Annotated in this window: 10 protein-coding genes and 8 tRNA genes; 5 read left to right on the top strand and 13 right to left on the bottom strand. The window is 51.3% G+C overall.

Going from position 1 to position 12363, the window contains the following annotated elements; all coding sequences use genetic code 11:
- Window positions 1-27: 27 nt before the first annotated feature.
- The 5 genes from K0I63_RS10715 to K0I63_RS10695 form a co-directional block, all read right to left on the bottom strand.
- A tRNA-Asn gene (locus tag K0I63_RS10715) sits at window positions 28-103 on the bottom strand.
- A 24-nt stretch (window positions 104-127) separates the two neighbouring features.
- Window positions 128-203: transfer RNA gene (locus K0I63_RS10710), tRNA-Asn, on the bottom strand.
- A gap of 24 nt (window positions 204-227) precedes the next feature.
- Window positions 228-303 (bottom strand) — tRNA-Asn (locus K0I63_RS10705).
- A gap of 26 nt (window positions 304-329) precedes the next feature.
- Window positions 330-405, bottom strand: a tRNA-Asn gene (locus K0I63_RS10700).
- Window positions 406-445: 40 nt separating this feature from the next.
- Window positions 446-521, bottom strand: a tRNA-Asn gene (locus K0I63_RS10695).
- A 744-nt stretch (window positions 522-1265) separates the two neighbouring features.
- On the opposite strand from K0I63_RS10695, the gene uvrB reads away from it, so the two are divergent.
- On the top strand, window positions 1266-3284 hold the full coding sequence (gene uvrB / locus K0I63_RS10690) for an excinuclease ABC subunit UvrB (RefSeq protein WP_220060687.1): 2019 nt from the start codon (window positions 1266-1268) through the stop codon (window positions 3282-3284).
- A gap of 113 nt (window positions 3285-3397) precedes the next feature.
- Here uvrB and rrtA read toward each other — a convergent pair whose 3' ends face one another.
- The gene (rrtA, locus tag K0I63_RS10685) at window positions 3398-3982 is read right to left on the bottom strand and encodes a rhombosortase (protein ID WP_220081020.1); all 585 of its coding nucleotides are present in this window, start codon (window positions 3980-3982) and stop codon (window positions 3398-3400) included.
- Window positions 3976-4659 (bottom strand): 7-cyano-7-deazaguanine synthase QueC, encoded by a 684-nt coding sequence (gene queC / locus K0I63_RS10680; RefSeq protein ID WP_220071519.1) that lies wholly within the window; start codon window positions 4657-4659, stop codon window positions 3976-3978. The genes rrtA and queC overlap by 7 nt, the downstream gene beginning before the upstream one ends.
- Before the next feature lie 184 nt (window positions 4660-4843).
- On the opposite strand from queC, the gene queE reads away from it, so the two are divergent.
- Window positions 4844-5512, top strand: coding sequence for a 7-carboxy-7-deazaguanine synthase QueE (gene queE / locus K0I63_RS10675; RefSeq protein ID WP_011865859.1), 669 nt, complete (start codon window positions 4844-4846; stop codon window positions 5510-5512).
- A 140-nt stretch (window positions 5513-5652) separates the two neighbouring features.
- Here queE and K0I63_RS10670 read toward each other — a convergent pair whose 3' ends face one another.
- The 4 genes from K0I63_RS10670 to K0I63_RS10655 form a co-directional block, all read right to left on the bottom strand.
- On the bottom strand, window positions 5653-6714 hold the full coding sequence (locus K0I63_RS10670) for a PLP-dependent cysteine synthase family protein (protein WP_220081019.1): 1062 nt from the start codon (window positions 6712-6714) through the stop codon (window positions 5653-5655).
- 317 nt (window positions 6715-7031) lie between these two features.
- Window positions 7032-7116: transfer RNA gene (locus K0I63_RS10665), tRNA-Tyr, on the bottom strand.
- Between the two features lie 43 nt (window positions 7117-7159).
- Window positions 7160-7244, bottom strand: a tRNA-Tyr gene (locus tag K0I63_RS10660).
- A gap of 31 nt (window positions 7245-7275) precedes the next feature.
- A tRNA-Tyr gene (locus tag K0I63_RS10655) sits at window positions 7276-7360 on the bottom strand.
- A gap of 125 nt (window positions 7361-7485) precedes the next feature.
- On the opposite strand from K0I63_RS10655, the gene K0I63_RS10650 reads away from it, so the two are divergent.
- The 3 genes from K0I63_RS10650 (at window position 7486) to K0I63_RS10640 (ending at window position 10683) form a co-directional block, all read left to right on the top strand.
- Window positions 7486-7974, top strand: coding sequence for a VC2046/SO_2500 family protein (locus tag K0I63_RS10650; RefSeq protein WP_220081018.1), 489 nt, complete (start codon window positions 7486-7488; stop codon window positions 7972-7974).
- 72 nt (window positions 7975-8046) lie between these two features.
- Window positions 8047-8334 carry a DUF406 family protein gene (locus tag K0I63_RS10645; RefSeq protein WP_220081017.1) on the top strand — a complete coding sequence of 96 codons (288 nt, stop codon included), beginning with the start codon at window positions 8047-8049 and terminating at the stop codon, window positions 8332-8334.
- A gap of 159 nt (window positions 8335-8493) precedes the next feature.
- A complete protein-coding gene (locus K0I63_RS10640) occupies window positions 8494-10683 on the top strand; it encodes a putative bifunctional diguanylate cyclase/phosphodiesterase (RefSeq protein WP_220081016.1) in 2190 nt (729 codons plus the stop codon).
- Window positions 10684-10831: 148 nt separating this feature from the next.
- Here K0I63_RS10640 and K0I63_RS10635 read toward each other — a convergent pair whose 3' ends face one another.
- Complete coding sequence (locus tag K0I63_RS10635) at window positions 10832-11311, bottom strand: YchJ family protein (RefSeq protein ID WP_220081015.1); 480 nt, start codon at window positions 11309-11311, stop codon at window positions 10832-10834.
- Complete coding sequence (locus K0I63_RS10630; RefSeq protein WP_220081014.1) at window positions 11304-11870, bottom strand: YybH family protein; 567 nt, start codon at window positions 11868-11870, stop codon at window positions 11304-11306. The genes K0I63_RS10635 and K0I63_RS10630 overlap by 8 nt, the downstream gene beginning before the upstream one ends.
- Between the last annotated feature and the right edge of the window lie 493 nt (window positions 11871-12363).

Here is a 12363-nt window from a genome sequence, read left to right as displayed (position 1 = left end):
TAACGCAGAGGATAAAACTTAAGAAGGTGGCTCCCCAGACTGGACTTGAACCAGTGACATACGGATTAACAGTCCGCCGTTCTACCGACTGAACTACTGGGGAATCGAGAGAGATATGATAGTGAAGTGGCTCCCCAGACTGGACTTGAACCAGTGACATACGGATTAACAGTCCGCCGTTCTACCGACTGAACTACAGGGGAGTAGATACTTCTCTATGCTATAAGTGGCTCCCCAGACTGGACTTGAACCAGTGACATACGGATTAACAGTCCGCCGTTCTACCGACTGAACTACTGGGGAATTGATACTTATATGGTTAACTAAATTGGCTCCCCTGACTGGACTCGAACCAGTGACATACGGATTAACAGTCCGCCGTTCTACCGACTGAACTACAGGGGAACATCTATATAGCTAACTCATCTTCTTCAATTTTACGCTTTGGCTCCCCAGACTGGACTTGAACCAGTGACATACGGATTAACAGTCCGCCGTTCTACCGACTGAACTACTGGGGAATCGTGTAAGCGACTCGTCGTTGAAGACGGAGCGCATATTAAATCGCTCTTACACATGAGTCAACTCGACTTGGCAAAAAAAGTGTAATTATGCTGTTAAGTGCTCATCTAATGCGCACAGTGATCGCTAAGTGCGCATTTTGCTGCTTTAACGGCCATATCTGGCTGAAATTTATCGGCTATTGGCATTTTATGCTGACGCTATATGACAGCCGACGACGCTCCTCTGATAGGCTGGGTTTTCAAATGTAGTAAAATTACATCCTTATAGCGAAAAGGGCGGCGATGTGTAAAAGGGGCTAAAGCCGCGATTATCCTGAGGTTGCGGGAGTTATCCACTAAATCTGTGGATAAGCCTGTGGGTTAGGCACTAAATCGCCGGGCAAACGCAGTGGCTCTGCGGGTTGTACTTAAAATGACAAGAATTAGCGCATCTTAATATTGGCACCAATTATCAACAACTTATGAAAATCAAGCCCCTTAATGCATTTATCTGCATGACGTTACAGATATGTAATGAGTTTTGGCCCTTCACTTGTGTATTAAATTGGCTACAGGCGTGAGTTTTAGCCTGTTTTTTGACCGTCGAGTACAAATTTGCCTCTTGTACAAAACTTACATGACAAACCGATGACATTTATGGGGTGTTTTGGTGAATTCTGCCTAATAAGAAAATGAACCGTCTCATTGGCTAATAGCTGTGGGTACTTTAAGATAGGTGCACAGCTATAAAGGAGTGCACCATTGAGTGAATCAGCATTTGATCTCGTTTCGCAATACGCGCCGGCCGGCGATCAGCCCGGCGCGATCAAGCAACTTGTCGACGGCCTGGATGCCGGGCTGGCAAGCCAGACACTGCTTGGGGTAACGGGATCCGGAAAAACCTTTACCATTGCCAATGTTATCAAGCAGATGCAGCGCCCAACTATCATCATGGCGCCCAACAAGACCCTGGCGGCCCAGCTCTATGGTGAGATGAAGGAGTTCTTTCCTAATAATGCCGTCGAGTATTTCGTCTCCTACTACGACTATTATCAGCCCGAAGCCTATGTGCCGTCGACCAATACCTTCATCGAGAAGGATGCCTCGGTCAACGCCCATATCGAGCAGATGCGACTCTCGGCCACCAAGGCGTTGCTTGAGCGGCGCGATGTGGTGCTGATCGCCTCTGTGTCGGCCATTTATGGTCTGGGCGACCCTGAGTCCTACATGAAGATGTTGCTGCATCTGCGTCAGGGCGATTTTATGGGCCAGAGGGAGATCCTGCAGCGCCTGAGTGAGCTGCAATATACCCGTAACGATATCGAGCTGGATCGCGGTACCTTCAGGGTGCGCGGTGAGGTGATCGATATCTTCCCAGCCGAATCTGACAAGCAGGCGATCCGTGTCGAGCTGTTCGACGATGAAATTGACCGCCTCAGCCTGTTCGATCCCTTGACCGGCCATATTCTGCAGCGCATCGCGCGCACCACTGTCTATCCTAAGACCCACTATGTGACGCCCAGAGAGAAGATCCTGGCGGCTACAGAGGATATCAAGCAGGAGCTCAGAGAGCGCAAGCAGTATCTGCTGGACAATAATAAGCTTATCGAGGCGCAGCGGATCTCTGAGCGGGTGCAATACGATATTGAGATGATGACAGAGCTGGGGTACTGTTCCGGCATCGAAAACTACTCCCGCTATCTCTCTGGCAGACGTCCGGGCGAGGGGCCGCCGACCCTGCTGGATTATCTGCCCGCCGACGGTCTGCTGATCCTCGATGAGTCTCACGTGACCGTGCCGCAGATCGGCGCCATGTATAAGGGCGACCGTTCGCGCAAGATGAATCTGGTGGAGTATGGTTTCCGTCTGCCCTCGGCGCTGGACAATCGTCCGCTCAAGTTCGAAGAGTTCGAATCCCTGATGCCACAGACCATCTTCGTGTCGGCGACCCCGGCGCAATATGAGTTAGATAAGAGTGACGGGGAGATCGCCGAGCAGGTGGTGCGACCGACAGGTCTGCTGGATCCCGAGATAGAGGTGCGCCCGGTCGCAATTCAGGTGGACGACCTCTTGTCTGAAGCCAACAAGCGAGTCGCCGTGAACGAGCGGGTGTTGGTGACCACGTTAACCAAACGTATGGCGGAAGATCTCACCGAGTATCTCGATGAGCATGGTGTCAAGGTACGTTATCTGCACTCAGACATAGATACGGTAGAGCGGGTGGAGATCATCCGCGACCTACGCCTGGGTGTATTTGATGTGCTGGTCGGCATCAACTTGCTCAGGGAGGGGCTGGATATGCCGGAGGTCTCCCTGGTGTGCATCTTAGATGCCGATAAGGAAGGCTTCCTGCGCTCAGAGCGCTCCCTCATTCAGACCATAGGTCGCGCCGCCCGTAATGTGAACGGTAAGGTGATCCTCTACGCCGACAATATGACTAAGTCGATGGCCAAGGCGATCGGCGAGACAGAGCGTCGCAGGGAGAAACAGCATGAGTTCAACCTGGCCAACGGCATCACACCGAAAGGGGTGTCGAAGAAGATCGCCGATGTGATGGATCTGGGGGATTACAACGAGCATACCGCCAAGGTGTTGCCGAAATACCAGAAGGTGGCCGAGTCCAGAACTACCTATGCCAAGCAAGATGCCTCTAGCCTCAGCCATCAAATCGATGAGCTGGAGAAGCGTATGCATCAGCATGCCAGAGACCTGGAGTTCGAGCAGGCTGCCGCGCTGCGTGATGAGGTGCTGGCCCTGCGCGAGGCGCTGATTAAGGCTTAGTACACCCGCATAAGCGATGCGACAAAGAAAAGGCTCACCTAGGTGAGCCTTTTTATCTTTTCAGGGCCAATGTAATAAGCAATGCCGTTAACTCGGTTATTAGCTTTAGGTCATTAGCGCGCCAGTCGCCTGATGAGACGATAGAGCAAAAAGACCAGCACGCCGCTGATCACGCCTACCAAATGTGCCTCTGTGGCGACCCTGGCATCGATCAGCTTAGTGATCTGATCCGTGGCACCGTAATATTGCTCATAAGCCACCTTAAAGCAGACGCCGGCAAATAGCAGGTAGCCGGAGCGGATCTTCATCTGAATATCTTTGAGGGCGCCGTAGGCAAACAAACCATGCAGCATGCCGCTGAGGCCCACATAGCCGCCTAAGGTTGGGAAAAACCAGTAGAGCCCCAGTCCCTGTAGTAGACAGAGCAGGACAAACAGCAGGGTGAAATTACCGGCGCGGTAGTGGTTCTCGTGCAGAAAACTGATCACCCACAGACCCGCTAGGTTCATCAGCAGGTGCCAATGATTGGTGTGCAGCAGGTTGCCGCTAACTAGGCGCCACCACTCTCCGTGCGCAATGGCGCTGCGGCGAAAGGCGAGTGTACCATCCAGATGGAGAAAGTAGAGCAGAGCGCAGAGTATGCTGATCCCCAGCACCACGCCATAGGGCGTAGCGTGCGACGTCAGCCGACCTAACATTTTGCGTCCAGTTCGGCCATGACGCCTGCTTTGTCATCCAGATAGTCATTCAGTCCCTTGGCTCTCAGTAGGCAGGCAGGGCAGGTGCCGCAGCCACTGCCGACGATACCGTTGTAGCAGGTAAGGGTCTGGTCTCTAACCAGCTCCAGGCTGTGATATTTGTCTGCCAGTGCCCAGGTCTGGGCCTTGTTAAGCCACATTAAGGGAGTGACAAGCTTAAGTTCACGATCCATTCCCTGCTCGAGCGCCGACTGCATTGCCTTGATAAACGAGTCGCGACAATCTGGATAGCCGGAGAAGTCGGTTTCACACACGCCGGTGATCACACTCTCGGCGCCCAGCTGATAGGCGTAGATCCCGGCCAAGGTGAGAAACAGTATGTTACGCCCAGGCACGAAGGTGTTGGGCAGGCCGTTTTCCATCAATTCATTCGATACAGGAATGGCATCACGGGTGAGGGCTGAGATAGCCAACTCGTTCAGCACGGTTACATCTAATATCTTATGGCTGGCGACTTTGAGGTCCTTGGCCAGCTTGGCGGCGGTGGCGATCTCTTCGCTGTGGCGCTGGCCATAATCGAAGGTAACCGCATGCACTTCATCATATTGATTCAGGGCTTGAATTAAACAGGTGGTGGAGTCTTGTCCGCCACTAAACACAACAACAGCTTTAGACATCTGATCTGTCCAGATTGAAAATTTGTCGATAGTTTAACTGACCATGAAGGCCTTGCAAATTTTCTTGTGACGATCCGCCTAAGCCATGGACAAATTGGTGAAACCTTGGGGAATTAATGGGGTTATACTTGCTTGTAGGGGCAAAATCTTCTATAAAAGCCGCCCGCAAGTGACGAGGTTTAAGATGAAGTATCCGGTTAATGAAGTTTTTGAAACCATCCAAGGTGAAGGGGTTTACACGGGCGTGCCGGCGATCTTCGTCCGTCTGCAGGGCTGCCCTGTGGGGTGTTCCTGGTGCGATACCAAACATACCTGGGAAACCTTAGCCGAGAATCGTGTCTCCTCGGAGCAAGTGATCCAGGTGGACGGCGCCATCGGTCGTTGGGCCGAGCTGGATGCCCGTGAGCTGCTGATGCACTTCAAGGTGCAGGGCTTTAGCGCCAAACATGTGGTGATCACCGGCGGCGAGCCTTGTATCTATGACCTTATCGCCTTGACTCAGGCCTTTGCCGATGCAGGCATGCAGTGTCAAATCGAGACCAGCGGGACCTTCGATGTGTTGGTGGACCCCCGCGCCTGGGTGACGGTATCGCCTAAGATCAACATGAAGGGCGGTTACAAGGTGTTAGAGCAGGCGCTGGAACGCGCCGATGAGATCAAACACCCGGTCGCCAAGGCTTCGCATATTGAGGAGCTTGATGAGCTGCTCAAAGGCATTGATACCCTGGGCAAGACCATCTGCCTGCAGCCGATTAGTCAGAAGCCCCGCGCCACCGAGCTGGCGATGAAGGTCTGCATCGAGCGCAACTGGCGCCTCTCTATTCAGACCCATAAATATCTGAATATCGATTAAGTATCAGGGACACATAAGTTCACACAATAAAACGGCGCCAACCGGGAGTAACCAGTTAAAGGCGCCATTTTTGTTGATGATTCATTAAGCTTGCTTATCTTCTCTATAGTCCCTGCTTGATAATTGGCTAGATAGGCAGGCTATTCCAAATGCCCCGACTCATTAAAGGCCGCTAGCTTGGCCTGATATTCACTGATGTCGCCAATATGCTCATCGACCCATTGCTTGTCGTAGTAAGTATCGAGATAACGATCTCCCGAGTCGCATAGCAGGGTCACGATGGAGCCAGTTTGGCCGTTGGCATGCATCTCGCTGGCCAGTTGCAGGGCGCCATAGAGGTTGGTGCCGGTCGAGGGGCCAGCCTTGCGGCCTATCAGCGTCTCTAACCAATAGATGGTGGCGATCGATGCGCTGTCATCAATCTTGACCATATGATCGACAACCCCTGGAATAAAGGAGGGCTCCGCCCGCGGCCGGCCTATCCCTTCGATACGGCTGGCGCCAGCGCAGCTGATGTTGGCGTCGCCACTATGGTAATAGTCGTAGAACACCGAATTTTCTGGGTCCACCACACAAAGCTTGGTCTTGGCACACTGGTAACGAATATAGCGGCCTATGGTGGCCGAGGTGCCACCCGTGCCAGGGCTCATTACGATCCAGCTGGGAACGGGATGCGGCTCTCTTTGCATCTGCTCGAAGATGGAGTTGGCGATATTATTATTACCGCGCCAGTCGGTAGCCCGCTCTGCGTAGGTAAACTGATCCATATAGTGGCCCGATAGCTCGTCGGCCAGGCGTTGTGACTCGGCGTAGATCTGACTCGAATGCTCGACGAAATGGCAGCGTCCACCATAAAACTCTATCTGTTGGATCTTCTTTTTGGCAGTAGAGGCCGGCATCACGGCGATAAATGGCAGCCCCAGCAAGCGCGCGAAGTAGGCCTCTGATACTGCGGTACTGCCAGATGAAGATTCGATGATGGGCGTATCTTGGGTGATCCAGCCATTACACAGGGCGTAGAGAAACAGGGATCGCGCCAGGCGATGCTTGAGGCTGCCTGTGGGATGGGTGCTTTCATCTTTTAGGTAGATATCGATGCCGGGCAGCATGAGCAGTTCTAGCTTGATCAGATGAGTGTCTGCACTGCGTTGATAATCAGCCTCGATCTTTGCGATGGCCTGGTTGACCCAAGATTGATCCATTGTGGCTCCTGAGGTTATTGAGCGGATAGACCTTATAGCTTAACGAAATAATTTATAACGAAAAGGAAAATCGAAAAGAAATGCGACCGAGCGTTGAGGGCGCGTGTTGTGATGATTGAAGGAGCGACTGGAAAATTACTCAAGCCCTAGGCTGCAGTGGGTAGCAAACGGGACGAAATTAGTCTTGCTTAAAAACAGATGCGCTTTAAAACAATAGGTAAACCAAACAGGGAAGCTAAGTCTTAAGATAGCTGAGGTTTAGGGTAAAGCTGAGATTTAGGGTAAAGCTGAGAGATGAGATAACGCGGGAGAAAAAATGGTGGAGGGAGAAGGATTCGAACCTTCGAAGGCTGAGCCGTCAGATTTACAGTCTGATCCCTTTGGCCACTCGGGAACCCCTCCATATTTTTTGGTACAGCAGCACAAGGTAATAACAAGATAAAGATGGTGGAGGGAGAAGGATTCGAACCTTCGAAGGCTGAGCCGTCAGATTTACAGTCTGATCCCTTTGGCCACTCGGGAACCCCTCCACGAGTATCTCTTTATTACATTGTAGGCAAATGGTGGAGGGAGAAGGATTCGAACCTTCGAAGGCTGAGCCGTCAGATTTACAGTCTGATCCCTTTGGCCACTCGGGAACCCCTCCTCAATTGCGGCGGCCATAGTAGTCAGAATCGTTGGCGCTGTAAAGCCCCAATTTAAAATAATTACTAAAGTTATGGCGCAAGCGGTCGATTAAATAGCAACGAGCTGTTTTATTGATGTTTTTTTATGCGAACTAGTCAGTTGATCATCAACGAAAATCAATTGGGGACCCGACTCAACCAGGCGATAGTCGATCATCGCCGGGGCGAATTTGGTCTGCTGCTGGCCATGTTGTCTAACGACGCCCGCGATATGGCGCAGTTTAACCTGGAGCAAACCCCCAGTGATCTTGAAGCGAAACTCAAGCGTCAGTTTGAGTTACCGGACGCTCAGCCCCTGACCAGCAAACTGCATCTTGGTGAAGACAGAGATAATCGTGAGCAGTTTCATCAAGCGGGTCTCTGTGGTTTTCATCTACAGCAATATTTAAACCCCGAGCCCTTGGTGCATAGAGGGCGAGACCCACTGGCGATGCAAGAGGTGTTGGCTAACTGCGATCCCGTTACCCTGGCACGTTTTCATAATGAACTCGATGCCGATGCACCTGTGATGGAGCTGCCCCATTTTACCGAGCAGATCGTCAGGCAACGTGCGTTAGGAGACATTTTGGCTTAGTTTTAAGTGCGAACGCTCGGGTTTTGCTATATATAGCTAAGAGCATTTTCAGTAAAAAGGTTAAGCGTCAAAATGAAGAAGATTCAAGAAGGTCAATCCGAGTTAGTCAACGATACCTGTAACGATTGTGGCAGCTATGCCGACATAGGTGCGGTGATCGATGAATTTGACACAGTACTGACTCTGGTTCGTGAGGGTGACAAGGCTCAGAGTGAGTTGCAAGCCTTGGCAGAGGCGGCCAAACAGCGTTTCGAGGGCGTAGAGAGTGAAATTAAAGCGGTTGAAGGCGGCCAGGAACTACGTCTGACCTTTGGTTACAGCGCCGAGAAGATGATATTTCAACTCGAGCATGGCCTCTAATAGGGGACAGCCATATTTGCTTGCTAATTAGCTAGTTATTCGTGTAATGTGCACAAATTGAACGTTAAATAATAACAATAACATCTATGTTGTACCGTCTTTGGCGGTTTTTATCTTGATAACCTTTTTATTGGCAAAGGTTATCGGCAGTAGGATTTTATGACCAAGCGACAATTTCAACATCTGCTTGAAACGATAGTCAATTCGACGCAGAAACAAGAAGGCCAGTTTAAAGAGACGGCCGAGCTTGCCTGTGATCTGCTCAGTCAATCCCTGAAGGTCGACAACATAGGTGTTTGCCTGTTTTCCGGTTGCGAAACCAGTGAGCTCATAGCTCTTTCGGGTTCTCAAAGCCAAGCTTCATTTAATCAGTCTGCTCAGAATCATGCGTCCCGTCCCGCACAGGGTCTCTGTCCTAACTATTTCGAACAACTCAAACGTGGTCGTATCATAGATGTGCTCGACGTGGAGCAGGACTGCCGCGTCGCCGAGATTCGTGAGCATCTAACGGCCAACGCCGTGGTGTCACATCTCGATGTGGCGATTCGTATCAATGGCCATCTTGAAGGTGTGCTCTATCTCGAATCTTTCAAGGCCCATGAATGGCCGGAAAGCGAAATCCATATCGTCTCTCAAGTCGCCGATCAGCTAGCGTTGACCCTGGCCACCCAGAGAGCCTACGACACAGACGAGCGCCTGAGCCTGTTCTTGAAGGCGATAGAGCAGTCTGAACAGATCAGCATGGTGGTCAATCTGGCCACGGATAAGATTGAATACGTCAACGGCGCCCATCACGCCATCTCTGGGGTGCCTAAGCAGCAGATCTTAGGCAAATCGCTCGCCTGCCTGGATTTCTTTAAGCAATCACCGGTGCAGGCCGATGCGGTACTGGCCCAAGTCAAGCAAGGCAAGATCACTAAGGGAAACACCCAGTTGACCCGCCGCGACGGCGAGAGTTACTGGCTGCGTTATCGAGTGCGTCCCTTCACCACGCCTAGAGGCAACCATTACGCCTTGGTGACCGCCGAAGATTGCTCGGAAGAGTTGGTGCAGCAGAATGAACTCGAGCGTCTAGCCTGGCGCTGTTCGCTGACAGGCCTCTATAACCGCAGCTATTTCAATCGCGCCTTGGAAAAACTGCGCAGCGGCCACCTGATGTTGATCGATCTCAGGGGCTTTAAGCGCTTCAACGATACCTATGGTCATGAGAAGGGCGATAGCCTGTTGATCGAGGTGGCGCGTCGTATCAAACATTTTGCCAGCGTCAAGAAGGCGGAGTTGATGGCCCGTGTGGGCAGCGATGAGTTTGCCTTGGTGCTTGAAGGGGTAGAGGATGAGCAGAACCTGGATTATGCCATCAAGCGCCTCTATCATCAGCTGAGCCTGCCTGTTCAGGTGGGCACCGAATCATTTGAGGCTAAACCTGCGCTCTCTGTGGTCGAGATAGATGCCCTGGAGGCTGGGTTTTCTGCGCTTACCTGCGCCGATATCGCAGTGCAATATGCCAAGAAGAAGCAGGGCAGCGCGATACAGATCTTTAACCACGCCCTGTTAAACACTTTCAAAGAGGATGCACAGATCGAGCGGGATCTGCAGGCGGCGCTTAAGAATCGCGAGTTTGAACTCTATTATCAGCCGCTTAAAGATCTCGGTCGTCAGGCCTATATCGGCGCCGAGGCCTTGATCCGTTGGCATCACCCCAAGAAAGGCGTGCTCTATCCCGGCGCCTTTATCGATATCGCCGAGCAAACCGGCATGATCGCCGCCATCGGCGAATGGGTGTTAGAGGCCGCCTGCCGTCAGCTCAACCTGTGGCAGCACCATAACATCAACATTTCCATGCATGTGAATGTATCGGCACGGCAGTTTTTCAGTACTCAGCTCTATGATCAGGTATGGCAACTGGTTACCCGTTACCGTATTCGCCCTAATACCCTGATCTTAGAGATCACCGAGACAGAGCTGATGGAAGATGTGGTCTATGCGACGCATCTTTGTAAGGAGCTGGCCGAGCTAGGGGTAGGGTTGGCGATCGACGATTTCGGCACGGGTTACAGCTCGATGCGTTATCTCAAGCAGTTCCCCATCTCTAAGCTTAAGATAGACAGATCCTTCATCTCAGATCTGAGTGTCAGTCGGGAGAGCCGCGAGATCGTCAGCGCCATCATCGCCATGGCTAAGGCGCTTAATCTGTCGTTGACGGCCGAAGGGGTCGAGACCGCCGAGCAAGAATCTTTCCTATCGGCATTGAGCTGTCATCAGGCCCAAGGTTTCCTCTACAGCCCGGCCCTTAGGGAGGCCGAATTCAGCCAGTTCCTGCGAGCCAATGCCGAGACGCCGCTACACTGACACAACTATAGCTATTCCTAACTAATCCGCCGCGGTAGTGGTTTAGAAGTGAAAGTTTGTGTGGGCGCTCAGCCTGTGGTGTATAAGCTGTCACAGCCAGTTTGGTAGCCTATCTATTAGTTTTCTCGGCTAAATAAATCCAATCTAACTATTTAAGACAGCACTGCTTAAATTTCTTGCCGCTCTGGCATACACAGGGATCGTTGCGTTTGGGGTATTTGGGCACAAGTTGCTCGCCCTGGGTGTACCACCAGCGACCATCTTGCTTCACAAAGTCTGAGATTTCATGAATGGCGTCCAGTCCGTTGCTGCCCTGGTACCAAGCGTGAAACTCTACCATTCCCGCATCTTGGGTACTGCTGCTTCGATTAACGCTCAGCCCCAGCCAACTCGTATGATTCTCTTCATCGAGGATCTCGACACTCAGTCCGTCCAGATGATCGGGATGATGGGTCGCTATCAGATACTTGTGCAACTTGAGCACGAAGGCAGAATAACGACTGCGCATCAAGGATTCGGGATCCGGTGCAATGACCCCGAGATGAAAAGGTTCACAACACTGGTTGTAGCTTAGGGGGTTATCTTTCACCGACCTGCCACAGGGGCATGGGAGGGAGGGGTTAATCATGATTGCTGCTTGACTCATTTAGGGTCGAAAACTGACGGCCATAATAGAGATTAGGTAACGGCTTGGCACTATAGTAAAACGACGGTTCCGAGCGATTGTTGGTATCTACCGTGAGGTACCACTTGCCATCTTCCTTCTTCTTGGAGACGGTGACAAACTTACCGGCGAACTCACTCACGGGTTCCTCGGTTTCTTTAGGCGGATAGAAGCGGATAAGATAGTAGCCCACATCGGTCGCCTGTTGTTTGTCTAGCTGGCGCTCGACCACGCGAAAATCCACCTCTATCTGAGCATTCTTATGTTTAATCTTGCCAAAGAAGCGTTTGTAGAGCTCGATAATGTTATCGCGCCCCATGGTGATCTCTTTGTTCTGTTGCTCGGGAATGTAGCAGGCATTCTCCGCATAGATATCTTGAATCACGGCCGCGTCTAGCTGTTCAAACGCGACGCTGAACTGCTTATAGAACTGATTTAAGGCATCATTGTCATTCTTTTGGGCAAAGGCTTGGAAATTGAGAGCACAGAGCCCCAAGACAAGGACAAATTTGAAGAGTTTCATTTAGCTATACGCTGCTGCTAATACTAGGGTCACTATAATCCATGGCCTTTTGATGCGAAAGATTTAGTTCTTAACAAATTGTGTCTCTCGCACTGGGCGTTGCTTTTTTCTGCAACTTTACCGCTAATCACCTCTTTCCTCGATGTTTACAAGCATCAAGGCTTCTGAGCTTTATAAGGCATGCAAAGCAAAACCTACCAGGTTGCTGACCATGCATTGGTGATTTTTGAGTCGCTTGAAGGGGCCCGCTCGATACCGCACTTGAGTTTTGCTTAGCCTAAACGGATACTTTTACCTGACCGGGTGCTTGTATGCTGCAATTGGTTTCCGATGGTTATTGTGATTGGTTTCGCGATGCTTGTAGCAAATTAACCCTGCGAATGACTCGCCGATTTGCTTATGCATTGAGTGAGCTTTTAGGCAGTGTCGCTCGTATGAGTATCACCCATAGTAGTTCCCGGTGTGATAGTGAAAGACAGAAGTGGAGGAGATA

It is taken from the genome of Shewanella rhizosphaerae, assembly GCF_019457655.1.
GTDB classification, from domain to species: domain Bacteria; phylum Pseudomonadota; class Gammaproteobacteria; order Enterobacterales; family Shewanellaceae; genus Shewanella; species Shewanella loihica.
The sequence above is the reverse complement of the archived record's forward strand: the minus strand, read 5'-3'. Positions and strand labels throughout refer to the sequence as shown.

Coding starts and splice junctions, on each gene's coding strand:
- queE (WP_011865859.1), top strand. CDS start 4,844: ATGAAGTATCCGGTTAATGAAGTTTTTGAAACCATCCAAGGTGAAGGG.
- K0I63_RS10670 (WP_220081019.1), bottom strand. CDS start 6,714: ATGGATCAATCTTGGGTCAACCAGGCCATCGCAAAGATCGAGGCTGAT.
- K0I63_RS10650 (WP_220081018.1), top strand. CDS start 7,486: ATGCGAACTAGTCAGTTGATCATCAACGAAAATCAATTGGGGACCCGA.
- K0I63_RS10630 (WP_220081014.1), bottom strand. CDS start 11,870: ATGAAACTCTTCAAATTTGTCCTTGTCTTGGGGCTCTGTGCTCTCAAT.
- K0I63_RS10645 (WP_220081017.1), top strand. CDS start 8,047: ATGAAGAAGATTCAAGAAGGTCAATCCGAGTTAGTCAACGATACCTGT.
- K0I63_RS10635 (WP_220081015.1), bottom strand. CDS start 11,311: ATGATTAACCCCTCCCTCCCATGCCCCTGTGGCAGGTCGGTGAAAGAT.
- rrtA (WP_220081020.1), bottom strand. CDS start 3,982: ATGTTAGGTCGGCTGACGTCGCACGCTACGCCCTATGGCGTGGTGCTG.
- queC (WP_220071519.1), bottom strand. CDS start 4,659: ATGTCTAAAGCTGTTGTTGTGTTTAGTGGCGGACAAGACTCCACCACC.
- K0I63_RS10640 (WP_220081016.1), top strand. CDS start 8,494: ATGACCAAGCGACAATTTCAACATCTGCTTGAAACGATAGTCAATTCG.